The following is a 24498-nucleotide window of genomic DNA, read 5'->3' as shown; positions in this document are numbered from 1 at the left end:
TTATGAAGACTACACCTGCGTTAAACGCGTTTTTTCGCCCCGCTCTGATAGCCGTTGCGCTGGCGTTTGCCCTGCCCGCTGCGCAGGCCGCCGTTCCCAAAGATATGCTGGTGATCGGCAAAGCTGCCGACCCGCAGACGCTCGATCCCGCCGTGACCATCGATAACAACGACTGGACGGTCACCTATCCCTCTTATCAGCGGCTGGTTCAGTACAAAACGGATGGCGGTAAAGGCTCCACGGAAGTTGAAGGCGATTTGGCCAGCGGCTGGAAGGCCTCTGACGACCAGAAAGAGTGGACGTTTATCCTGAAAAACGATGCCAAATTCGCCGACGGAACGCCGGTGACGGCTGATGCGGTAAAGCAATCTTTTGAACGCCTGCTCAAAATCGGCCAGGGGCCTGCAGAAGCGTTCCCAAAAGATCTGAAGGTCGAGGCTATCGATAGCAATACGGTGAAGTTTACCCTCAGCCAGCCATTTGCGCCGTTCCTGTATACGCTGGCCAATGACGGGGCTTCAATTATTAACCCGGCCGTCTTAAAAGATCATGCCGCAGACGATGCACGCGGATTCCTGGCGCAGAACACGGCAGGCTCCGGTCCCTTCATGCTCAAAAGCTGGCAAAAGGGACAGCAGTTGGTGCTGGTTCCTAACCCATATTATGCCGGTGCAAAACCGGCGTTTAAGCGGGTTTCGGTAAAAATCATCGGTGAAAGCGCCTCTCGCCGTCTGCAATTGTCGCGGGGTGATATCGACATTGCCGATGCGCTTCCGGTTGACCAGCTTGCCGCCTTAAAACAGGAAGGCAAAGTTAACGTGGCGGATTATCCCTCGTTGCGCGTGACCTATCTGTATCTGAATAACAGTAAAGCGCCGCTCAATCAGGTGGATTTACGCCGCGCCATCTCGTGGGCCACCGATTATAAAGGCATAGTAAACGGGATCCTGAGCGGCAACGGTAAGCAAATGCGGGGTCCGATCCCTGAAGGCATGTGGGGTTTTGACGACAAGGCCATGCAGTACAGTTTCGATGAAGCCAAAGCGAAAGCGGCGTGGGAGAAAGTTGCCACCAAACCTGACAGCCTGAGCTTCCTGTACTCGGATAATGACCCCAACTGGGAACCTATCGCGCTCGCGACCCAGGCAAGCCTTGGCAAACTGGGCATTAAGGTGAAGCTGGAAAAACTGGCGAACGCCACCATGCGTGACCGCGTGGGCAAAGGAGATTACGACATTGCCATTGGCAACTGGAGCCCAGATTTCGCCGATCCGTACATGTTTATGAACTACTGGTTTGAGTCAGATAAGAAAGGCTTGCCGGGTAACCGTTCGTTCTATGAAAACGGTGAGGTCGATAAGCTGCTGCGTAGCGCGCTGGCCACGACCGATCAGGTTGCCAGAACCAATGACTACCAGCAGGCGCAAACTATCGTGATTGATGAAGCCGCCTACGTCTATTTATTCCAGAAAAACTATCAGTTGGCGATGAACAAAGACGTCAAAGGATTTGTATTCAACCCCATGCTGGAACAGGTCTTCAATATCTCCACCATGAGTAAATAAGCCACGTTAATGCGGAGCCGCTCTGGCTCCGCAAGGGGAAGCTAATGACGTTCTGGAGCATTTTACGCCAGCGATGCTGGGGACTTATTCTGGTGGTTATCGGTGTTTGCGTAATCACTTTTATTATTTCGCACCTGATACCTGGCGACCCCGCGCGGCTATTGGCGGGCGATCGCGCCAGTGATGAAATTGTCGAAAATATTCGCCAACAGTTGGGGCTGAACCAGCCGCTGTATGTCCAGTTTTTTCGCTATGTCAGCGACATTTTTCACGGCGATTTAGGCACCTCTATTCGCACCGGACGTCCGGTGCTGGATGAGCTGCGCATCTTCTTCCCCGCCACCCTTGAGCTGGCTTTCTGCTCCTTGTTGCTGGCGCTGGTTATCGGTATTCCTTTAGGCATTTTATCTGCGGTCTGGCGCAACCGCTGGCTTGATCACCTCGTTCGCCTGATGGCGATCACCGGTATCTCCACACCAGCATTCTGGCTGGGGCTGGGGGTGATTGTGCTGTTTTATGGTCATCTGCAAATTTTACCCGGCGGTGGACGTTTAGATGACTGGCTGGATCCGCCAACTCACGTCACCGGGTTCTATCTGATTGATGCACTGCTGGAAGGCAATGGCGAAGTCTTTTTCAATGCGCTTCAGCACCTGATCCTGCCATCGCTGACGCTGGCCTTTGTGCACCTGGGGATCGTTGCCCGTCAGATTCGCTCCGCCATGCTGGAGCAACTGAGTGAAGATTACATTCGCACCGCTCGCGCCAGTGGGTTGCCGGGCTGGTACATCGTGTTGTGTTACGCGTTGCCAAATGCGCTTATCCCCTCGATAACCGTTCTCGGCCTGGCATTGGGCGATCTGCTCTACGGTGCGGTGCTGACTGAAACGGTCTTCGCCTGGCCGGGAATGGGCGCCTGGGTGGTGACGTCGATTCAGGCGCTCGACTTCCCGGCGGTAATGGGATTTGCCGTGGTGGTCTCTTTCGCCTATGTGCTGGTTAACCTGGTGGTGGATTTACTCTACTTGTGGATCGATCCACGAATTGGACGCGGAGATGCACAATGATGCTCACACAAGAAACGCCAGCCGCGCCTCAGACAACACGCCGTCGCACAGACTGGGCTAAACTGTTCTGGATGATGAAAAGCAGCCCGTTGACGCTGGTTGGCGGGGTCATCATTGTGATGATACTGCTGCTGATGGTGCTGTCGCCGTGGATAACCCCTCACGACCCTAATGCCATCAATTTGAGTGCACGCCTGCTGCCCCCGTCAGCCGCTCACTGGTTTGGTACCGATGAAGTCGGCCGCGATCTGTTCAGCCGCGTTCTGGTGGGTAGCCAACAATCGGTCGTTGCGGGGCTGGTCGTGGTGGGTATCGCCGGGGGATTGGGTTCGCTGCTGGGCTGTTTGTCTGGCGTCATGGGCGGACGCGCCGATGCAATTATTATGCGAATAATGGACATTATGCTGTCCATTCCCTCGCTGGTGCTGACGATGGCGCTGGCCGCCGCGTTGGGTCCAAGCCTGTTTAACGCCATGCTGGCGATTGCTATCGTACGTATTCCGTTTTATGTGCGCCTCGCACGCGGTCAAACGTTAGTAGTGCGCCAGTTTACCTATGTGCAGGCGGCGCGGACCTACGGCGCATCACGCTGGCATCTGATTAGCTGGCACATTTTACGTAACTCTCTGCCCCCGCTAATTGTGCAAGCGTCGCTGGATATCGGCAGTGCGATCCTGATGGCCGCCACGCTCGGATTTATCGGTCTGGGCGCACAGCAACCCAGCGCTGAATGGGGAGCGATGGTCGCAATAGGCCGTAACTATGTGCTTGATCAGTGGTGGTATTGCGCTTTCCCCGGCGCCGCCATTCTGATTACCGCCGTGGGCTTTAATCTCTTTGGCGATGGTATTCGCGATCTGCTTGACCCGAAAGCCGGAGGAAAACAGTCATGACACAACCCGTGCTGGAAATCGAAGATTTGCATTTGAGTTTTCCCGGCTATAAAGCTGACGTGCATGCGCTTAACCATGTATCGCTGCATATCAACCGCGGAGAAATCGTTGGCGTGGTTGGTGAGTCCGGTTCCGGTAAGTCCGTGACGGCCATGCTCACCATGCGTCTGCTGCCGGAAGGCAGTTATCATATCCACCAGGGACGCGTTTCGCTGCTGGGGGAAGATGTGCTCAATGCCAGCGAGAAGCAAATGCGCCAATGGCGCGGCGCACGCGTAGCGATGATCTTTCAGGAACCCATGACGGCGCTGAATCCGACCCGACGCATCGGTCAGCAAATGGTGGAGGTTATCCGCCATCATCAGGCGTTAAGCCGCACGGATGCCCGTCAGAAAGCCATCGCTTTACTCCAGGAGATGCAAATCCCGGATGCGGCGGAAGTCATGAAGCGTTTCCCGTTTGAGCTTTCCGGCGGGATGCGCCAGCGCGTAATGATAGCGCTGGCCTTTTCGTGTGAACCGGAGCTTATCATTGCCGATGAACCGACCACCGCTCTGGACGTCACGGTGCAACTGCAGGTGCTGCGTTTGCTGAAGTTAAAAGCGCGAGCCAGCGGGACAGCCGTGTTATTTATCAGCCATGATATGGCGGTGGTTTCACAGTTATGCGACCGGTTGTACGTCATGTATGCCGGAAGCGTGATTGAGAGTGGCCCAACGCAAACCGTTATTCAACGCCCGACGCATCCCTATTCCATTGGTCTGCTGAAATGCGCGCCGGAACACGGCGAGCCGCGCGCATTGCTGCCCGCCATTCCCGGCACCGTGCCGAACTTAACCTGCTTACCGACGGGATGCGCGTTTCGCGAGCGCTGCTTTGCCGCTGGCCCCCGTTGTGAAGAAACACCTGCGTTACGCAGTCAGGGAGGCGGGGATCAACAATCTGCCTGCTGGTATCCGCAACTGGAGACAACACATGTCTGATTTTTTACTGGCGCTGCAGAATGTTCATGTCAACTTCCCTGCGCGTAAAAACTGGCTTGGCAAGGTAACGGAACGGGTGCATGCCCTCAATGGTCTGGATTTACAGATCCGTCAGGGGGAAACGCTGGGGATTGTTGGCGAGTCCGGCTGTGGAAAAAGTACGCTGGCGCAACTGCTGATGGGGATGCTAAAACCCAGTCAGGGCAACTATGCGCGCTGTGGTGACAAGCAGCATACCGGTATGCAAATGGTCTTTCAGGATCCCCTTTCATCGCTGGATCCGCGCTTACCGGTATGGCGGATTATCACCGAACCGGTGTGGATCCAAAAACGTCCTGCAGAACGTGAGCGCCGTATGCTTGCTGAAGATTTGGCGCGGCAAGTGGGAATTCGTCCTGAATATCTCGACCGCCTGCCGCATGCGTTTTCCGGTGGACAGCGCCAGCGTATTGCCATCGCCCGGGCGTTGTCATCAGAGCCGGACGTGATTGTGCTTGATGAACCTACTTCGGCGCTGGATATCTCCGTGCAGGCACAAATTCTCAATCTGCTGGTGTCATTGCAGGCGCGCAGAAACCTGACCTACGTGCTGATCTCGCACAACGTGTCGGTGGTCCGCCATATGAGCGACCGCGTGGCGGTGATGTACCTCGGGCAAATTGTTGAGCTGGGCGATGCGCAGCAGGTACTCACGCAGCCCGCCCATCCCTACACGCGGTTATTGCTGGATTCGGTCCCTAAAACGGGAGCACCGCTGGCGGAGGATTTGGTGTTACGGAAAACCGAACTACCGGGGAACCGAACGCTGCCCCAGGGTTGTTTTTTCCGTGACAGATGCCCACTGGCGACCAGCGGCTGTGAGAAGAAACAGGCATTGCTGAAAAGTGATAGCGGTGGTGAAGTTCGCTGCTGGCGGGCGGTTGCATGAGCTGAGCGGTTGGCGTATTGCGTGAGAGTCAGGTGCAATACGCCTTTTTCAGTGAATCCACCAGCACTTCAGAAGCGGTAGATAACTTATGATGCGCCGAACGCAAAACGCCGATCCGACGCTGGATCACCGGCGTATCCAGATCGATACAGGTTGCGCCCAGCTCTGTCATTTGCGTACGGCACAATGCGGGCACGGCGCTGCCGCCCAGTCCGCTCGCCACCAGGCGACCAACCGTCACCAGTTGATGGCTCTCCAGCGCCACTTCCAGCGTATGCCCACTTTGCACCAGCTGTTCTTCCAGCATCAGGCGCACGGCGGAAGGACGTTGCAGGGTGATAAAATCCAGCGTCAGCAATTCGCGCCACGCAATACGATCCCGGCCCGCCAGTTTGCATGTCGGCGGAACAATCGCGATAAAACGATCCACGCCGAGCGGGGTGAAATGCAGATGCCCTGAAGAGTCCGGCTCAAAAGCAATGCCCATCTCCACCCGCCCTTCACTGACCATCTCAATCACGTGTTCGTTAATCACGTCATGTACCGTTACGTTGATCCCGGAGTAGGAATCACGAAACGTTTTCAGTACCGATGGCAGGACGTTAGCGGCGAATGAGGGCATGGCGGCAATAGAGATTTTCCCGCGCTGCAGCGTAAAGCGTTGGCGCATTGCCTCTTCCGTATTCTCCCAGTCCGCCAGCAGCTGTCGCCCCATGTTGAGCAGCGTTTCTCCCTCCTGCGTCAGGGTCACTTTGCGGGTGGTTCTCAACAGTAACGCCCCGCCCAGTGAATCCTCCAGTCCTTTAATCGCCAGGCTTAAAGCGGGTTGCGACATATTCAGTCTTTCACTGGCATGAGCAAAATTCAGAGTGTGAGCTACCGCTAAAAACGCGCGTAACTGTTTGATGCTCATTCCCATTTCGCATTCCTTTAACTTGTTGAATACCTTTAATTAACATTAAATTGATAAAAAAACCCAATGAGTGAGTCACAAATTTAAAATTAACAAATCATTTTTCACCCCCAATGATGTCGGTAAGGACAACAGGAGGGGCAAGTATATGGCTGGACTGGATAAACGGGTTGCCACCTATCAAGAGGCGCTGGCAGGACTGACCGATAACATGACGCTGCTGGCGGGCGGTTTTGGCTTATGTGGGATCCCTGAGAACCTGATTGCCGAAGTACGCCGTCGGGAGGTTCAGGGGCTTACGGTTGTGTCAAACAACTGCGGCGTGGATGGTTTTGGCCTTGGCGTTTTGCTGGAAACGCGCCAGGTACGCAAAGTGGTCGCATCTTATGTAGGTGAAAACGCCCTGTTTGAGCAGCAGGTTCTCAGCGGTGAACTGGAAGCTATCCTGACGCCGCAAGGCACGCTGGCTGAGCAGCTGCGCGCGGGCGGCGCGGGGATCCCGGCATTCTTTACCGCGACCGGATACGGAACCCCGGTCGCGCAAGGGAAAGAGGTTCGCGAGTTTGCCGGACGCCCTTACATCTTAGAGCAGGCGATAACCGGTGATTTTGCGTTGGTTAAAGGCTGGAAAGCCGACTGGTACGGCAACGTTATTTATCGCCACACCGCACAAAATTTTAATCCGCTGATGGCTGCCGCTGGGCGTATTACCGTCGTGGAAGTTGAAGAAATTGTCCCTCCCGGAGAGCTGGACCCCGCCGCAATTCACACCCCCGGAATTTACGTTAACCGCATTATCCAGGGGCAGTTTGAAAAACGTATTGAACAACGCACCCTGCGCCAGAAAGGAGCCTGACCATGTTAACGCGTGAACAAATGGCGATGCGTGTCGCCCGCGAGCTGCGAGACGGTTATTACGTCAACCTCGGGATTGGTATTCCTACTCTGGTGGCGAACTACATTCCTGAAGGCATGGACGTAATGCTGCAATCGGAAAACGGCTTGCTGGGTATGGGCCCGTTTCCCACGGAAGACGAAATTGATGCTGACATGATCAACGCCGGGAAACAGACCGTGACGGCGCGCAAAGGCGCGGCAATCTTCGACTCGGCGCAATCCTTCGCCATGATCCGCGGCGGTCACGTCGACCTGACGGTGCTCGGCGCGTTTGAAGTGGATGTTAACGGCAATATCGCCTCATGGATGATCCCCGGAAAAATGGTGAAAGGCATGGGCGGCGCGATGGATTTGGTTGCCGGAGCCGACAACATCATCGTAGTGATGACGCATGCCTCTAAAAGCGGCGAGTCGAAACTGCTTCCCGCCTGCACCCTGCCGCTGACCGGCGTGGCCTGTATTAAACGCGTGCTTACCGATCTGGCGCTGCTGGAGATTGCCGATGGGGCGTTCATTCTGCGCGAGCGAGCGCCGGGCATCAGCGTGGATGAGATTGTCGCCAGAACCGCCGGCAAGCTGATCGTTCCCGAAAATGTCCCCGAAATGCACTTTAGCTGAGGAGCTGACCATGCAGGATGTTGTTATTGTCGCGGCAACGCGCACCCCAATTGGCAGTTTTCATGGCGCGCTGGCGCCGCTTTCCGCGGTTGAACTAGGTTCAGTGGTGATCCGTGCGCTGCTGGAAAAAACCGCCGTGGCACCTGAGCAAATTGATGAAGTGATCTTCGGCCAGGTTCTGACGGCTGGCTGCGGCCAGAACCCTGCCAGGCAAACAGCGTTACGCGCAGGACTGCCGGTCACCACGCCCGCGTTAACCCTTAATCTGGTGTGCGGCTCGGGCATGAAGGCGGTGCATCAGGCGGTCCAGGCGATTCGCTGCGGCGATGCGAAAATTGTGATTGCCGGTGGGCAGGAGAGCATGAGCAATGCGCCCTATTTCCTCGACGGCGCCCGGGCGGGACTGCGGCTCGGTCATGCCAGCATGAAAGACAGCGTGGTGCATGACGGTCTGTGGGATGCGTTTAACGACTATCACATGGGGATTACCGCGGAAAATCTGGCGGATAAGTTCGTGATCGGTCGCGAGCAGCAGGACGCCTTTGCCCTGCGCTCACAGCAAAAAGCGGCCGCCGCCATTGAAGCCGGTCGTTTTAGCGCGGAAATCACGCCAGTCAGCGTCCCGCAGGGCAAAAAACCGCCGCGTGTCGTGGATCGTGACGAACAGCCTCGTCCGGATACGCAGGCTGAAAAGCTGGCGCAGCTCAAACCAGCGTTTCGCCCAGGTAACGGAACGGTGACCGCCGGGAATGCCTCTTCAATCAACGATGGCGCCGCCGCAGTGATGTTGATGAGCGCCGCCAAAGCAGCAGAACTCAATCTGCCGGTTCTTGCCAGAGTGGCGGGCTACGCCGTCTCCGGCGTCGACCCTGCGATTATGGGCATTGGGCCGGTAGAGGCATCACTTCAGTGCCTGAAGCGAGCTGGCTGGACGTTGAATGATGTCGATCTCATTGAAGCCAACGAAGCCTTTGCCGCGCAAGCGCTGGCGGTTGGCGAATCCCTGAACTGGGACAGCAATCGGGTGAACGTAAACGGCGGCGCGATTGCGCTGGGCCATCCCATTGGCGCGTCAGGTTGCCGAATTCTGGTGACTTTGCTGCACGAAATGGCCCGCTGTAACGCCGCCAAAGGGTTGGCTACGCTGTGCGTAGGCGGCGGTCAGGGGGTGGCGCTGGCGGTTGAGCGCCCGCAGGAGGTATCTCATGAAAAGTAAGCATATCTGCGTACTGGGCGCGGGTTTAATGGGTGTCGGTATTGCCACCCACTTCGTCCGTTATGGTCACGATGTCTGGCTGTACGACACCGATAGCAACCGTATTGCAGACATTGGCGCAGTTGCCAGCGGTATTCTGGATGAACTGATTGCCACCGAACAGTTTCCTAAAAACGACAAAGAACAGGCTGTGAGTCGTCTGCATGGTACTACCTCGCTGCACGATATTGCCACGTGCGGGTTACTGATCGAAGCCATCCCGGAACGACTCGAACTCAAGCACGCGTTGTATGCACAACTGGAAGCACTGATCGCGCCTGAGGCCGTCATTGCCAGTAACACCAGCGGCCTGCCGCCGGATGCGCTGGCAGAGAAGCTCGCCCATCCTGAGCGGTTGTTAATCGCCCATTTCTGGCACCCGCCGCATTTTATTCCACTGGTTGAGATTGTACCCGGCACGGCCACGAAGCCGGAATATCTGCAGGAACTGCAACAGCTGCTGCTTTCGATGCAGCTGGAAGCCGTTGTGCTCGACCGCGCCGCGCCGGGGTTTGTCGGTAATCGCCTGCAGTTCGCTCTGCTGCGTGAAGCGTTGCATATCGTAAAAATCGGGATCGCCAGCGCAGAGGTGGTGGATCAGGTAATGCGCGCCTCGCTCGGTCGCCGCTATGCGATGGTCGGTCCGCTGGAGGCGGCGGATATGACCGGACTTTCTACGGTACAGGACATTTGTCGGCATCTGCTACCGGAGCTGGCAACCGGGAGCGACATGATGTCTCTGGTCGCTGACAAGGTGGCTAACGGTGATACCGGTTTGCGCAGCGGTCAGGGATTTTATCGCTGGGATGATTCGCGCAAGGAATATATCCAGCAACGCAGAGAGCATCAGCTGCGCTTTGCCCTGAAACCGTAACTTCTCTTTCTGTACCCCACTATAACAATGATATTGAGGAGTCATGATGAGTGTATTAATCGCCCTGGCAGCGTTGGGCCTGCTGATGCTGGCAGCCTATCGCGGATATAGCGTCATCCTGTTTGCCCCCATCGCGGCATTAGGTGCTGTATTGCTCACCGAACCCAGCGCCGTCGGCCCTGCCTTCACCGGCCTGTTTATGGAAAAAATGGTCGGTTTTGTGAAGCTTTACTTCCCGGTGTTCTTACTGGGCGCTGTGTTTGGCAAGTTAATCGAGTTATCGGGTTTTTCTCGCTCCATCGTTGCCGCCGCCATCAACATTCTCGGGCGTCGTCACGCCATCCCTGTGATTGTGCTGGTGTGTGCACTGTTGACCTACGGCGGCGTATCGCTGTTCGTGGTGGCATTTGCGGTGTATCCGTTTGCGGCGGAGCTGTTCCGTCAGAGTAATATTCCGAAGCGCCTGATCCCGGCCACCGTTGCGCTAGGCGCGTTTTCCTTCACCATGGACGCTCTGCCAGGCACGCCGCAGATCCAGAACATTATTCCGACTAGCTTCTTTGGAACTAACGCCTGGGCCGCTCCCTGGCTGGGTTTGATCGGCTCTCTGTTTATCATCGTTGTCGGTCTGGTTTATCTCGAGCGCCAGCGTCGTAAAGCGCAGGCAAAGAATGAAGGGTACGGCACTGAACTGTTAAACGAGCCGGAAACGCCGGATAACATTAACCTGCCGAACCCGATAATTGCTATCTCTCCGCTGATCCTGGTTGGCGTTTTTAACCTACTATTTACCCACTGGATCCCGCAATGGTATGGCGCTACGCATCAACTGGAACTTCCGGGCCTTGCCAAACCGATTACCACCGAAGTCGGTAAAATCACCGCTATCTGGGCGGTAGAAGCGGCGCTGATTTCTGGGATCCTGCTGGTGGTGCTCTTCGGCTATCGCAACATTAAAGGTCGCCTGGCGGAAGGGAGCCGAACGGCGGTTGGCGGCGCGATCCTCGCGGCCATGAACACCGCATCAGAATACGGTTTTGGCGCAGTGATCGCCGCCCTGCCAGGTTTCCTTGTGCTGTCAAAAGCGCTGGCGGCCATTCCCGACCCGCTGCTCAATGAGGCTATCAGCATCACCACGCTTGCCGGGATCACCGGCTCGGCGTCTGGCGGGATGAGTATTGCCCTCGCCGCCATGTCTGACACTTTTATTGCCGCCGCCCATGCCGCCAATATTCCCCTCGAGGTCTTCCACCGCGTGGCGTCAATGGCCAGCGGTGGTATGGATACCCTGCCACATAACGGTGCGGTCATTACCCTGCTGGCCATAACCGGTCTTAGCCATCGTCAGGCGTACGGCGGGATATTCGCCATTACCGTAATTAAAAGTCTGGCCGTGCTGTTTGTTATCGGCGTCTTCTACACCACCGGAATTGTTTAAGGAGAATCATCATGAACTTAACGGGAAAAACCGCTCTGGTTACCGGCTCTACCAGCGGTATTGGATTAGGCATCGCACAGGTGCTGGCGCAAGCGGGCGCTACCCTGATCCTTAACGGATTTGGTGATGTGGAAGCCGCCAAAGATGCCATTGCACAATATGGCAAAACGCCAGGCTATCATGGCGCGGACCTGAGCGATGAAGCGCAAATTGCCGACATGATGCGCTATGCCGATAGCGAATTTGGCGGTGTGGATATTCTGGTCAACAATGCCGGGATCCAGCATGTTTCACCGGTGGAGACCTTCCCGGTTGATAAATGGAACGCGATTATCGCCATTAACCTCTCTTCTGTCTTTCACACCACGCGCCTGGCGCTTCCCGGCATGCGTACGCGTAACTGGGGACGCATCATCAATATCGCTTCTGTTCATGGCCTGGTGGCCTCAAAAGAGAAATCCGCCTATGTGGCGGCGAAGCACGGCGTGGTGGGATTAACTAAAACCATTGCGCTGGAGACCGCGCAGACGGGTATCACCTGCAATGCGCTGTGCCCCGGTTGGGTGCTTACGCCGTTGGTCCAGCAGCAAATCGATAAACGTATTGCCGAAGGCGCTGAGCCTGACGCCGCGCGTGACGCCCTGCTGGCGGAAAAACAGCCGTCGCGCGAATTCGTCACGCCGCAACAGTTGGGTGAGCTTGCGCTATTTTTGTGCTCAGGCGGGGCGTCGCAGGTGCGTGGCGTGGCGTGGAATATGGATGGCGGCTGGGTGGCGCAATAAAGATATCTGGTGCCGGATAAGACTCCGTCGCATCCGGCACACCTTTTTTACGATTTTAACTGATAATCCAGCGTGATTTCCGCGTTCAGTACCTGTGATACCGGGCAGCCGGCTTTTGCTTTCTGAATGATGCCGTCAAACGTGGCGGCATCTATCCCCGGGACGCTCACCTGACTGTGTAGCGCGACTTTGGTGATAGCAAATCCGGCATCCACTTTATCCAGAGAAACATCGGCAGTGGTATCAATGGCATCTGGGGTAAAACCCGCTTCGCCCAGCATGAGCGAAAGCGCCATTGAGAAGCAGGCTGCATGCGCCGCGCCAATCAACTCTTCAGGATTGGTGCCTTTCGCCCCTTCAAATCGGGTGTTAAACCCATACGGTTGCTGATTCAACACCCCACTTTCGGTCGATACGGTACCTTTACCGCGCTTAATGTCGCCTTCCCAGTGTGCCTGACCTTTCTTATGGATAGTCATTACCGCTCTCCTGTGTTGTCGTTGGAGTTACAAGTATAGGACGGCTGAGAAAAAGCATGGTACATACGGGATAGTTCTCATTTGCCGCTTAAGCATTGACCTTTCAGCTGAAATGACCGACCATCCAGAAAGCCGCTATTTTCAACATCGGCTTTCTATCAGGTTGTATTTCGTCCGTTCTCATACGGACTCGTCCTTGAAACCAGTAACAGGATTAAGGAGTTAGAATGAAATCGAACCGTCAGGCCCGTCATATTCTCGGACTGGACCACAAAATCTCAAATCAACGCAAAGTCGTGACCGAAGGTGACAAAACCAACGTGGTCAATAATCCTACCGGAAGAAAGCGCCGCGCTGACGGCAAATAGCCTTTCGCACGTCTGACTGAATAACGAGATAAACACCATTGCAACCGCAGTGGTGTTTTTGCTTATAAAACCCCTTAACCCATTCACAATGCTTTATACTTCGGCCGTTTCCCTGGCGGACAGGCCACATACGATCATAAAGAGTGCCAGGGACGGTTATTCAAAAAAGAGTGAGTGACATGGAAAACGAAACTAAAAAACTGCGTTCCCTTTACATCCCCTACGCTGGCCCGGTTCTGCTGGAATTCCCTTTACTGAATAAAGGGAGTGCTTTCAGTGCGGAAGAACGCCGTAACTTCAACCTGCTGGGGTTACTGCCGGAAGTGGTCGAGACGATTGAAGAACAGGCTGAACGCGCCTGGATCCAATATCAGGGATTTAAAACCGAAATCGATAAACATATTTACCTGCGCAACATCCAGGACACCAACGAAACCCTGTTTTACCGGCTGGTGCATAATCACCTTGATGAGATGATGCCGGTTATCTATACCCCAACGGTTGGCGCGGCCTGTGAGCGTTTCTCCGAGATTTATCGTCGCGCGCGCGGCGTGTTTATCTCTTATCAGAACCGCCACAATATGGACGATATCCTGCAAAACGTTCCTAACCACAATATCAAGGTCATCGTTGTCACCGATGGGGAACGTATTTTGGGTCTTGGCGATCAGGGGATCGGCGGGATGGGTATTCCAATCGGTAAACTGTCGCTGTATACCGCGTGTGGTGGGATCAGCCCGGCCTACACCCTGCCGGTGGTACTGGACGTCGGAACCAACAACCAGCAACTGCTCAACGATCCGCTGTATATGGGCTGGCGTAATCCGCGTATCACCGATGATGAATACTACGAATTTGTCGATGAATTCATCCAGGCCGTGAAGCATCGCTGGCCGGACGTGCTGTTGCAGTTTGAAGACTTCGCACAGAAAAACGCCATGCCGCTGTTGACCCGCTATCGCGATGAAATTTGCTCGTTTAACGACGATATTCAGGGTACCGCTGCGGTAACCGTTGGCACGCTGATTGCGGCCAGCCGTGCGGCCGGTAGCCAGTTAAGCGAACAGAACATTGTCTTCCTCGGGGCAGGTTCCGCCGGTTGCGGAATTGCCGAGCAGATCATCGCGCAAATCCAGCGTGAAGGTTTAAGCGAAGAAGCGGCGCGTCAACGCGTGTTTATGGTCGATCGCTTCGGCCTGTTAACCGATAAGATGCCGAACCTGCTCTCTTTCCAGACCAAACTGGTGCAAAAACGCGAAAATCTGCAGCACTGGGATACGCAAGAAGATGTGCTGTCGTTACTCGATGTGGTACGCAACGTTAAGCCGGACATCCTGATTGGTGTTTCCGGACAGACCGGCCTGTTTACCGAAGAGATCATTCGCGAAATGCATAAGCATTGCCCGCGTCCGATCGTCATGCCGCTGTCTAACCCGACTTCCCGCGTAGAAGCCACGCCACAGGATATTATCGCCTGGACCGAGGGTAACGCGCTGGTTGCGACCGGTAGCCCGTTCGCACCGGTACTGTGGAAAGAGAAAATCTATCCCATTGCCCAATGTAACAATGCCTATATCTTCCCGGGAATTGGTCTGGGGGTAATTGCTTCTGGCGCATCGCGTATCACCGATGAAATGCTGATGTCGGCCAGTGAAACGCTGGCGCAGTATTCACCGCTGGTGCTCAACGGCGAAGGACTGGTGTTACCTGAGCTGAAAGATATTCAGACCGTTTCCCGCGCCATCGCGTTTGCCGTCGGTAAAATGGCCCAGCAGCAAGGCGTGGCGGTGAAAACCTCCGCCGAAGCATTGCAACAGGCGATTGACGATAATTTCTGGCAGGCAGAATACCGCGACTACCGTCGTACCTCTATCTGACGGTTTGCCCGGCGGCACGTTGCTGCCGGGCGCTCAGAACTTGCGCGACTGCGTGACTTACGATTACACTTTCACCATCGATTAACATTTGGAAAATAATAAGGAGGATACTTATGCTGTACTGTGAACGTTTTATCGTTTCACATGCTTTTGGCGATCGCCAGTGCTCAAGCGTTATCGGTATCGTGCTGCGATAACTTCTGCTTGAGCGAAGCTAACTTCTAAATCCTCTTCTCTCGGGCTTACCGGGTTATCGTCAGCGATGTTTGACGAGGCGTTTTTACGCCTGTAACTCTTGAGTAAGCAACAATGAGCACATTACTAACCGCACAATCCTTACACGTTGATACGGCATTCGGCACGCTATTCGACGATCTTTCCTTTACCCTGAAAAAAGGCGACCGCATCGGGCTTATCGGTTACAACGGCTGCGGCAAAAGCACGCTGTTAAAACTGCTCGATGGCACAATTTCGCCGACCAGTGGGGTTATCGCGCAGGCAAATCACTGCCATCTCGCCCGTGTAGAACAACATCTCCCTGACGAAATACTGCCGCTCACGCTGCAGGAAGCCGTTCTGGCTCAATTGCCCGAGCATGAACGCGCAGGTCAGCAGTGGCGAGTTAAAGCACTGCTCGCCGAAATGGGGTTCACGCCGGAGAATTTATCTCTGACAGCACACACGCTGAGCGGCGGCCAACACACGCGTCTGTTATTGGCGCGGGCGCTGATGCGAAACCCTGACCTGCTGCTGCTGGATGAGCCGGGTAACCACCTGGATCTGCCAACATTACTGTGGCTGGAACAGTTCTTACAAAACTGGTCTGGCAGTTTTGTGGTGGTTTCCCACGACCCGCAGCTGTTAGACGCGGTGACTCACGGAACCTGGATCCTGCGCGATCGAACTCTTCATGCCTTCGATCTGCCCTGTAGCGCAGCGCGTCAAGCTCTGGCAGAAAGAGACATCAGCGATGCTCTGCGCCATAAGGCTGAGCAAAAGGAGATAGACCGGGTGACCGCCAGCGCCAAACGGCTGGCTACCTGGGGGCGGGTCTACGACAACGAAGATCTTTCCCGCAAGGCCAAGCAGATGGAAAAACAGGTACAGCGCCTGAAAGAGGTACAGACTGAAGTGACGTCAGGAAGTCAGTGGACACTAACATTGCAGGGAGATGCCCTGCGTGCGGATCGTTTGCTGGAGATGACTAATCTGTCCGTGGCCCCTGCTCCCGACGCTGATACGCTGTTTTCCATTGCCGGTCTCCGGTTAAAAAGCGGCGATCGCGTGGCGATTGTCGGGCGCAACGGTTGCGGGAAATCATCGTTGTTAAGGCTTATCTGGCAACAGTTTCACTCACAACTGGCATCACCTTCACTGGTGTTGCACCCGCGCGTTACGTTGGGGTATTACGACCAGACGCTGCACCAACTCGCAGATAACGATTCGTTATTTGACGCGCTGGAGCCGTTTGCTCCGCAGCCTGATATCCGCAAAATGGCGCTGATTAGCGCGGGTTTTCCGTGGGTTCGTCACGCGCAGCGGATCAGTTCCCTAAGTGGCGGTGAGCGCTCCCGGCTGCTGTTTGTTGGGCTAACGCTTGCGCGCTACAGCCTGCTGATGCTCGATGAACCGACCAACCATCTGGATCTGGAAGGTAAAGAGGCGTTAGCAGAAACGCTGCAAAGCTATAACGGCGGCGTGTTGTTGGTCAGTCACGACCGTCAGCTTATTAGCCAAAGCTGTAACCGGTTTTGGTTGATCGACAAGGGCGAACTCAGTGAATGGCACGATCTGGACGCGGTCAATGCGCGTATTCGGGAAACATCCTCGGAGATAACCGTTCCCAAAACGGTGGTCGTTGCGAGAGTCGAAATAAGCGGTGACAGCGATGGATTGCTGGAACAACTTCTTGAGCTGGAGCAGCGTCTGGCTGACGATCTTGCCCGCAAGCCGAAACATCAAAAGCCGCTGTTACAGGCGCAATGGCGTGAGGAGATTGAGCGCCTGAACTCACAACTGGAGTAAACCGTATTGCCGGATGGCAGGCCTACATCAGCAAAATGCGCGTGTAGGGCCGTCATTCGGCTTATCGAAACATGACGTTTTTTTGGCAAAAAAATGGCGCTACAGGTGTAGCGCCATTACTATCAGGGCACGTCAGGAGTTAGTTAACCCCTTCCTCGCTCTCTTTTTTCGCTTCTTGTCGTTCAACTTCGCGATACCAGCGTGGGTGATGTTTCTTCGCCCAGCGACGGCTCACTTTCCCTTCGACCATGCCTTTAATCGATCCTTTCACCCAGAATGCCATATACATGTGGATGAGGATGGCGTGCATCAGGATAATCCCCGCAGCCGCATGGATAAGCAGGCTATAGCGCACGACCTGCATCGGGAAGAACTGCGCAAAGTACGGACGCCAGATAATGATGCCGGTGATCAGCAGCACGAAAATCATGCTCATGATCGACCAGAACATCATTTTCTGTCCGGCATTGTACTTACCCACGTCCGCCACTTTGTGTTCATTGCCTTTCAGCACTTCCACAATGTTTTTCAGCCACGGGATATCTTTTTTATCCGGGATGTTGTGGTGAACGAAGCGTACAAACATGAACATCAGCGCCACGAAGATCAGCAGTCCGAAGAACGGGTGCAAAATGCGCCCCATCTGCGGCGTACCGAAGGTCTGCGTCAGCCATTGCAGAGTCGGGAAGAAAAACGAAATCCCCGACAACGCCACCAGGAAGAAGCAGATCACCACCGTCCAGTGACAGGCGCGGTCGATAAACTTCGTGCGCACAATCATTTTCGACTTACTCATGATGATCCTCCTCGTCGTCGTCCACTTCCTTATTCGGACCGATACCAATGTAGTGGTAAATCAGTCCGGCGAAGGTGGCGATAAATCCGGCAGCGGCCAGCGGTTTCAGCGCCCCTTTCCACAGATTGATAGAGGTATCGATCTGCGGTTCTTTCGGCAGGCCGTGATACAGCTCCGGCTGGTTGGCATGATGCAGAACGTACATCACGTGCGTGCCACCCACACCTTCCGGGTTGTAGACACCGGCATGTTCATAACCACGTGCTTTCAGTTTTGCCACACGCTGTTCGCCCATTTCCAGCATTTCCTGCTTGGTGCCGAAATGGATTGCCCCGGTCGGACAGGTCTTCACGCAGGCAGGTTCCTGCCCGACGCTGACGCGGTCCACACACAGCGTACATTTATACACGCGGTTATCCTCTTTATTGAGGCGCGGAATATTAAATGGACACCCGGCAATACAGTAGCCGCAGCCAATGCAGTGCTCTGACTGAAAATCAACAATCCCGTTGGCGTACTGGATGATAGCCCCGGCAGACGGGCATGCCTTCAGGCAGCCCGGATCTTCACAGTGCATACAGCCGTCTTTACGAATCAACCACTCGAGCTTGCCGTTCTGTTCGGTTTCGGTAAACCGCATCACCGTCCAGGACTTGGCGCTAAGATCGGCAGGGTTGTCATACACCCCGACGCAGTGGCCGACTTCATCGCGGATATCATTCCACTCTGAGCATGCCACCTGACAGGCCTTACAGCCTATACAGGTGGAAACGTCGATCAGCTTTGCGACCTCAGCTTTGTAATCACGGGCCTGAGGCGGCGGCGTGATGGCGTTTGTTGCGGACCGTTTGATGATGTCCTGCGTTTCCATAGACATATGTTCGCCTCCCTTACGCCTTCTCGATGTTAACTAAAAACGCTTTGTATTCCGGCGTTTGCGAGTTTGCATCACCGACATTCGGCGTCAGGGTGTTGGCGATATAGCCTTTACGCGCGACTCCTTCAAAGCCCCAGTGGATCGGGATCCCAACCGTTTCAACCTGCTGACCGTTGACGTGCAGAGTACGTAGACGACGGGTAACCACGGCAACTGCGCGAATAAATCCACGCTTGCTGCTGACTTTGACGTGATCGCCGTTGGAGATCCCCTTCGCTGCCGCCAGCGTTTCGCTGATTTCCACAAACTGCTCTGGCTGGGCAATCGCATTCAGCAATGCGTGCTTGGTCCAGGTATGGAAATGTTCGGTCAGACGATAGGTCGTCCCGACGTACGGGAAGTCCTGTTTCGTGCCCATGCGTAACTTATCCGCTTCGTACAGACGCGCTGCCGGGTTGGAGATCACGTTCGGATGCAGCGGGTTCGTACCCAGCGGCGTTTCCATCGGCTCGTAGTGTTCCGGGAACGGACCTTCCGCCATCTTATCGATAGCGAACAGACGACCCAGCCCTTCCGGCTGCATAATAAACGGATTGGTGCCACTGCCCGGTGCTGCGGTGTTGAAGTCCGGGATATCGTTCCCCGTCCACTTCGTGCCGTTCCACTGGATCAGCATGCGTTTTGGATCCCATGGCTTACCTTGCGGATCCGCCGAAGCGCGGTTATACAACACGCGACGGTTTAACGGCCATGCCCAGGCCCAGCCCAGCGTATTACCGAGACCTGACGGGTCGGCGTTATCGCGATTGGCCATCTGGTTGCCCTGCTCGGTCCAGCTACCGGTATAAATCCAGCAGGACGATGACGTAGATCCATCATCGCGCAGAAGCGCAAAGCTGCTGAGTAACTGGCCCTTCTTCGCAACCAGCACACCGTTGGCATCATAGAGGTCTTCCAGCGCATAGCCGTTGTTCTCTTTTGCCACTTCCTCGGAGTGCGGTTCATCCGGCTGCTTATAGTTCCAGCTCATTTTCAGCACGGGTTCTACGGCTTTACCGCCTTCAGTGCGATACATGTCGCGCAGACGGTGATAAATACCGGCCAGAATTTCGCCGTCGTTGCGGGCTTCACCCGGGGCATCCTGACCTTTCCAGTGCCACTGCAGCCAGCGACCGGAGTTGGCGATGGAGCCGTCCTCTTCCGCAAAGCAGGTGGATGGCAAACGGAAGACTTCGGTCTGAATAGAAGCCGGATCAACGTCGTTTGATTCACCGTGGTTCTGCCAGAACGTAGAGGTTTCGGTCACCAGCGGATCGATAACCACCAGATACTTCAGTTTGCTCAGGCACTGCACCACTTTGTTTTTGTCCGGGAAGGACGCGACCGGGTTAAAGCCCTGACAGATGTAGCCGGTGACTTTCCCGCTATCCATCATGTTGAAGTATTTGATGACGTCGTAGGACTGATCCCACTTCGGCAGCCACTCAAAGCCCCAGTCGTTTTCTTTCTGCGCCGCATTGCCGTAGAAAGATTTCATCAGGCTGACGAAGAATTTCGGGTAGTTGCCCCAGTAGTTCACCTGATCGGCCAACGTCGCTTTTGGCGTGTTAGCGGCCAGGTAGGTTTGCAGATCGGCCTGTTTCTCTGACGGCAGCGTCAGGTAGCCTGGCAGACTGGTAGAGAGCAGCCCTAAGTCGGTTAAACCCTGAATGTTGGAGTGACCGCGTAAAGCGTTGACCCCGCCACCTGCCATCCCCATGTTGCCGAGCAGCAACTGGATCATGGCCATGGTACGGATGTTCTGCGCCCCGACGGTATGCTGTGTCCAGCCCAGCGCATACAGGAACGTGGTGGTGCGATCCGCTGCGCTGGTGGAAGCCAGCACTTCGCAGACTTTCAGGAAGTCTTCTTTTGGCGTACCGCAGATGTTTTCCACCACATCCGGCGTGTAGCGGGAAACGTGCTGTTTTAGCAGATTCCAGACACAGCGGGGATGGCTTAACGTTTCATCGCGTTTCGCGTAGCCGTTTTCATCGAACTGGTAGTTCCAGGACGATTTATCGTATTGGCGTTTTTTCGCGTCGTAACCGCTGAACAGGCCGTCTTCAAAAGCAAAATCATCCCGCACCAGCAGGCTGGCGTTGGTGTAATGCTTAACGTATTCAGCGTTGATTTTGTTGTTTTCAATCAGATACAGCAAAACGCCGGACAGGAACGTAATGTCCGTGCCGGAACGAATTGGCGCGTAAATATCCGCTACCGAGGCTGTACGTGTAAAACGGGGGTCAACAACAATTAGCGTGGCATCATTGTTGTTTTTAGCTTCCATCGCCCAGCGGAATCCCACCGGATGTGCTTCAGCGGCGTTACCGCCCATCACAATCACGACGTTGGCGTTTTTAATATCAACCCAGTGGTTGGTCATCGCACCGCGACCAAATGTTGGAGCAAGACTTGCTACCGTTGGTCCGTGTCAGACGCGTGCCTGGTTGTCTACTGCCAGCATGCCGAGTGAGCGCACAAATTTTTGCGTCAGCATGCCGGTTTCATTACTTGCCGCAGATGCACACAGCATCCCGGTAGAAAGCCAGCGGTTTACCGTTACGCCCTGCTCATTCTTCTCAATAAAGTTGGCGTCGCGGTCAGTTTTCATCAGCTTCGCGATACGGGTGAAAGCCTCATCCCAGCTGATACGCTGCCATTTGTCGGAGCCTGGAGCGCGATATTCCGGGTAACGCAGACGGTTTTCACTGTGCACGTAATCCAGTAATCCTGCGCCCTTAGGGCATAATGCCCCACGGCTCACCGGATGATCCGGATCCCCTTCAATATGGTAAATCGACTCTTTGGCGTTTTTTGCTCCATCTCCCAGGCTATACATTAATAGCCCGCAACCTACGGAACAGTATGTGCAGGTGTTTCGGATCTCTTTGGCGCGCAACAGCTTATAGTTTCGCGCCTGAGCCAGTGCCATTTTGGGTGCAAAACCCAGAGCGGCTACTGTTGTTCCCGCCATACCGCCCGCGCAGATTTTAAAAAATTGTCTGCGGCTGACGTCCATTGCTTTCCTCTTTTTTGCAGGGATTCGTACAGGAAATCTCTCAAATTGCGCCAGCGCGGCATGATTGAAAGATGACATGTACAACTTCGCGACGAAACTATCAGCTATATCCATATTTTTTTTGCGTCAAATCAATAACGAAACGGTTCCGCTACTAAATAGTGCACTTCGCTTAACCTTTGTACCCATAAGGGAGTAGACAAAAGGGAATTAATTAGCGCGCTACGGTGTAAAGGTGCTATACATTTCAGCTTAATTTTTGCCAGTACCATGGACAGACAATCAGCATGACAAAACAAAAAGCAACGTTAATTGGGCTTATTGCCATCGTGCTCTGGAGCACGATGGTCGGGCTTATTCGTGGGGTAAGCGAAGGACTTGGGCCGGCAGGCGGCGCGGCGATGATTTTTACATTAAGCGGCCTGTTGCTGATATTTACCGTCGGATTCCCAAATATCAGAAAAATTCCTGTGCGATATTTAATCGCCGGTAGCGTGCTTTTTGTTAGCTATGAAATATGCTTAGCGCTGGCCCTGGGCTATGCTGCTACTCGTCACCAGGCTATTGAAGTGGGTATGGTCAATTATCTCTGGCCAAGTCTGACAATATTATTCGCCATCTTATTTAATGGCCAAAAAACAACCTGGTTGGTGATTCCCGGATTAATCATCGCATTGACCGGGGTTTGTTGGGTGTTGGGGGGCGAAAACGGCCTCAATCCTGGAGAAATTATCAGTAATGTTGCCAGCAGTCCGCTTAGCTATTTCCTCGCCTTTCTCGGCGCTTTTATCTGGGCAACGTATTGCACGGTGACCAATAAATATGCAAAAGGTTTTAACGGCATCACCGTGTTCGTTTTACTAACGGCGGCAAGTTTGTGGGTTTACTATTTTATTACGCCTCAACCGGAAATGGTTTTCAGCACTTCGGTGACGATTAAAATGTTCACTGCAGCATTAACGTTAGGATTTGCCTATGCCGCGTGGAATATTGGCATTTTGCATGGCAACGTGACCGTTATGGCCGTCGGGTCTTATTTTACTCCGGTGCTCTCCTCTGCGCTGGCCGCAGTGTTGCTCAGCGCCCCGCTGTCACTATCCTTCTGGCAAGGAGCGCTGATGGTCTGCGCGGGGTCTCTGCTTTGCTGGCTGGCAACGCGCCGTGCCTGAAAAAAAGTCGGGTTTTATCACAAACAAATAAAATCCGGCTATACTTTAGACAATTTAATGAATAATAATTGTTCATTCCACTGCGGTTTATGTTTATATTTGTTTAATTAAATGTTAAATATATGGAAATTAATTAACACCCGAAAGTATTACTCGGTCATCTATATCTCTTCACATGTATATATTACACCTGAGAAACTAACGCCATTTAAATCATAGCCTGCACAATAGTTCCCCATGTAAATATACCCATTCCGATCTGTCACATATTAAGATTAATACAATCAGCTATATTATGTAGATCTGGATCACACAACTTCAAATATTTCGCAATATTATGAAACTTATTATTGAACTTATACCACTGCGTCATTTAAAAATGGTTTGCCATTGACGAACCCCTTCGTTTAGCAATGGTTTAGGAAACACACCAAGAAATAATTATAAGGATTATTTAGAATGAAACTTAAATTAGTTGCAGTGGCAGTGACTAGCCTGTTGGCGGCAGGTGCGGTAAACGCAGCTGAGGTATATAACAAAGACGCAAACAAACTGGACCTGTACGGTAAAGTTCACGCTCAGCACTACTTCTCTGACGATACCGGCAGCGATGGCGACAAAACTTACGCGCGTCTGGGCTTCAAAGGCGAAACTCAGATCAACGACCAACTGGTTGGTTTCGGTCAGTGGGAATATGAATTTAAAGGCAACCGTTCTGAAAATCAGGGTTCCGACAAAGATAAAACCCGTCTGGCATTCGCTGGTCTGAAATTCGCTGAATACGGTTCTTTCGACTACGGTCGTAACTACGGCGTAGCTTACGACATCGGCGCATGGACCGACGTCCTGCCAGAGTTCGGTGGCGATACCTGGACCCAGAGTGATGTCTTCATGACTGGCCGTACTACTGGCGTTGCAACCTACCGTAACACCGACTTCTTCGGTCTGGTCGAAGGTCTGAACTTTGCCCTGCAGTACCAGGGTAAAAACGATCGTAGCGACGACAAAGAAGCTAACGGCGACGGCTTCGGTCTGTCTACTACCTATGAGTACGAAGGCTTCGGCGTAGGTGCAGCCTATGCGAAATCTGACCGTACTGACTCCCAGAACAACCACAGCGGTCAGTTCAAAGCTGACGGTAAGAACGCTGAAGTTTGGGCTGCTGGCCTGAAATACGATGCGAACAACATCTACCTGGCAACCACCTACTCCGAAACCCGTAACATGACTACCTTTGGTGGTACTGTTAACGGTACTGAGATCATCGGTATTGCAAATAAAGCACAGAACTTTGAAGCTGTTGCTCAGTACCAGTTCGACTTCGGTCTGCGTCCGTCCGTTGCTTACCTGAAGTCTAAAGGTAAAGACATCAACGGTTACGGCGACCAGGATCTGGTTGAATACGTAGACCTGGGTGCTACCTACTACTTCAACAAAAACATGTCCACCTTCGTTGATTACAAAATCAACCTGCTGGATGACAACAACTTCACAAAAGCTGCCGGTGTAAGCACCGACAACATCGTTGCTGTTGGTCTGAACTACCAGTTCTAATTTTGTTGTAGTCTGAATACAAAGCCAGTCCTTCCAGGGCTGGCTTTTTCTCTTAATGTAGACTCGGTCATAAGGAGTA

At 53.9% G+C, this 24498-nt stretch carries 21 protein-coding genes; 16 read left to right on the top strand and 5 right to left on the bottom strand.

Annotated elements, in window-relative coordinates; all coding sequences use genetic code 11:
* Positions 1–2: 2 nt before the first annotated feature.
* The 5 genes from HV352_RS11560 to HV352_RS11540 are packed head-to-tail and all read left to right on the top strand — an operon-like array spanning position 3 to position 5436.
* Positions 3–1565 carry an ABC transporter substrate-binding protein gene (locus tag HV352_RS11560; protein ID WP_181635449.1) on the top strand — a complete coding sequence of 521 codons (1563 nt, stop codon included), beginning with the start codon at positions 3–5 and terminating at the stop codon, positions 1563–1565.
* Between the two features lie 44 nt (positions 1566–1609).
* Positions 1610–2632, top strand: a complete 1023-nt coding sequence (locus HV352_RS11555; RefSeq protein WP_016153091.1) for an ABC transporter permease — start codon at positions 1610–1612, stop codon at positions 2630–2632.
* Positions 2629–3525, top strand: coding sequence for a D,D-dipeptide ABC transporter permease (ddpC, locus tag HV352_RS11550; RefSeq protein ID WP_016153092.1), 897 nt, complete (start codon positions 2629–2631; stop codon positions 3523–3525). Before HV352_RS11555 ends, ddpC begins: the two co-directional genes overlap by 4 nt.
* Positions 3522–4508 (top strand): ABC transporter ATP-binding protein, encoded by a 987-nt coding sequence (locus HV352_RS11545; protein WP_016156537.1) that lies wholly within the window; start codon positions 3522–3524, stop codon positions 4506–4508. Before ddpC ends, HV352_RS11545 begins: the two co-directional genes overlap by 4 nt.
* Positions 4501–5436: an ABC transporter ATP-binding protein gene (locus HV352_RS11540; protein WP_181635448.1), complete on the top strand. Its 936-nt coding sequence runs from the start codon at positions 4501–4503 to the stop codon at positions 5434–5436. Before HV352_RS11545 ends, HV352_RS11540 begins: the two co-directional genes overlap by 8 nt.
* Positions 5437–5464: 28 nt before the next feature.
* Here the strand turns inward: HV352_RS11540 and HV352_RS11535 are convergent, their stop codons facing one another.
* Positions 5465–6355: a LysR family transcriptional regulator gene (locus HV352_RS11535; RefSeq protein WP_181635447.1), complete on the bottom strand. Its 891-nt coding sequence runs from the start codon at positions 6353–6355 to the stop codon at positions 5465–5467.
* Between the two features lie 142 nt (positions 6356–6497).
* On the opposite strand from HV352_RS11535, the gene HV352_RS11530 reads away from it, so the two are divergent.
* Genes HV352_RS11530 through HV352_RS11505 form a run of 6 tightly spaced genes read left to right on the top strand, consistent with a single transcriptional unit; the run spans position 6498 to position 12213 of the window.
* Positions 6498–7205: a CoA transferase subunit A gene (locus HV352_RS11530; protein ID WP_046276373.1), complete on the top strand. Its 708-nt coding sequence runs from the start codon at positions 6498–6500 to the stop codon at positions 7203–7205.
* A 2-nt stretch (positions 7206–7207) separates the two neighbouring features.
* The gene (locus HV352_RS11525; protein WP_016153097.1) at positions 7208–7864 is read left to right on the top strand and encodes a CoA transferase subunit B; all 657 of its coding nucleotides are present in this window, start codon (positions 7208–7210) and stop codon (positions 7862–7864) included.
* Positions 7865–7874: 10 nt separating this feature from the next.
* Positions 7875–9080 carry an acetyl-CoA C-acetyltransferase gene (locus tag HV352_RS11520; RefSeq protein WP_181635446.1) on the top strand — a complete coding sequence of 402 codons (1206 nt, stop codon included), beginning with the start codon at positions 7875–7877 and terminating at the stop codon, positions 9078–9080.
* The gene (locus tag HV352_RS11515) at positions 9070–9993 is read left to right on the top strand and encodes a 3-hydroxyacyl-CoA dehydrogenase family protein (protein ID WP_181635445.1); all 924 of its coding nucleotides are present in this window, start codon (positions 9070–9072) and stop codon (positions 9991–9993) included. The genes HV352_RS11520 and HV352_RS11515 overlap by 11 nt, the downstream gene beginning before the upstream one ends.
* 43 nt (positions 9994–10036) lie before the next feature.
* A complete protein-coding gene (locus HV352_RS11510; protein ID WP_196615732.1) occupies positions 10037–11431 on the top strand; it encodes a GntP family permease in 1395 nt (464 codons plus the stop codon).
* 11 nt (positions 11432–11442) lie between these two features.
* Entirely contained in the window at positions 11443–12213 is a 771-nt protein-coding gene (locus tag HV352_RS11505) for a 3-hydroxybutyrate dehydrogenase (protein WP_046276370.1), read from the top strand.
* Positions 12214–12260: 47 nt separating this feature from the next.
* Here HV352_RS11505 and HV352_RS11500 read toward each other — a convergent pair whose 3' ends face one another.
* Positions 12261–12692, bottom strand: coding sequence for an OsmC family protein (locus HV352_RS11500; protein ID WP_019076792.1), 432 nt, complete (start codon positions 12690–12692; stop codon positions 12261–12263).
* A 227-nt stretch (positions 12693–12919) separates the two neighbouring features.
* Here HV352_RS11500 and sra point away from each other — a divergent pair, with 227 nt between their 5' ends.
* The 3 genes from sra to HV352_RS11485 all read left to right on the top strand — a co-directional run bounded on the left by sra (position 12920) and on the right by HV352_RS11485 (position 16962).
* On the top strand, positions 12920–13060 hold the full coding sequence (gene sra / locus HV352_RS11495; RefSeq protein ID WP_006684530.1) for a stationary-phase-induced ribosome-associated protein: 141 nt from the start codon (positions 12920–12922) through the stop codon (positions 13058–13060).
* A gap of 179 nt (positions 13061–13239) precedes the next feature.
* Positions 13240–14937, top strand: coding sequence for a malate dehydrogenase (gene maeA, locus HV352_RS11490; protein ID WP_016153104.1), 1698 nt, complete (start codon positions 13240–13242; stop codon positions 14935–14937).
* A gap of 309 nt (positions 14938–15246) precedes the next feature.
* Entirely contained in the window at positions 15247–16962 is a 1716-nt protein-coding gene (locus HV352_RS11485; RefSeq protein ID WP_181635444.1) for an ABC-F family ATP-binding cassette domain-containing protein, read from the top strand.
* 139 nt (positions 16963–17101) lie between these two features.
* Here HV352_RS11485 and fdnI read toward each other — a convergent pair whose 3' ends face one another.
* From fdnI to fdnG, 3 genes are read right to left on the bottom strand one after another with little or no spacing between them, the layout of a single operon-like run.
* The gene (fdnI, locus tag HV352_RS11480) at positions 17102–17758 is read right to left on the bottom strand and encodes a formate dehydrogenase-N subunit gamma (protein ID WP_016153106.1); all 657 of its coding nucleotides are present in this window, start codon (positions 17756–17758) and stop codon (positions 17102–17104) included.
* On the bottom strand, positions 17751–18635 hold the full coding sequence (fdnH, locus tag HV352_RS11475; protein ID WP_016156544.1) for a formate dehydrogenase N subunit beta: 885 nt from the start codon (positions 18633–18635) through the stop codon (positions 17751–17753). Before fdnH ends, fdnI begins: the two co-directional genes overlap by 8 nt.
* 13 nt (positions 18636–18648) lie before the next feature.
* Positions 18649–21696 (bottom strand): formate dehydrogenase-N subunit alpha, encoded by a 3048-nt coding sequence (gene fdnG / locus HV352_RS11470; RefSeq protein WP_181635443.1) that lies wholly within the window; start codon positions 21694–21696, stop codon positions 18649–18651.
* 287 nt (positions 21697–21983) lie between these two features.
* Between fdnG and yddG the strand changes: the two genes are divergently transcribed.
* The gene (yddG, locus tag HV352_RS11465; protein ID WP_016156546.1) at positions 21984–22865 is read left to right on the top strand and encodes an aromatic amino acid efflux DMT transporter YddG; all 882 of its coding nucleotides are present in this window, start codon (positions 21984–21986) and stop codon (positions 22863–22865) included.
* A gap of 459 nt (positions 22866–23324) precedes the next feature.
* Positions 23325–24419 carry a porin OmpD gene (ompD, locus tag HV352_RS11460; protein ID WP_016156547.1) on the top strand — a complete coding sequence of 365 codons (1095 nt, stop codon included), beginning with the start codon at positions 23325–23327 and terminating at the stop codon, positions 24417–24419.
* Positions 24420–24498 lie beyond the last annotated feature (79 nt).

This window comes from Citrobacter sp. RHBSTW-01044 (genome assembly GCF_013781945.1).
In the GTDB taxonomy this organism is placed as follows: Bacteria; Pseudomonadota; Gammaproteobacteria; order Enterobacterales; family Enterobacteriaceae; genus Citrobacter; species Citrobacter braakii.
This window is presented reverse-complemented; position numbering and strand designations above follow the sequence as displayed.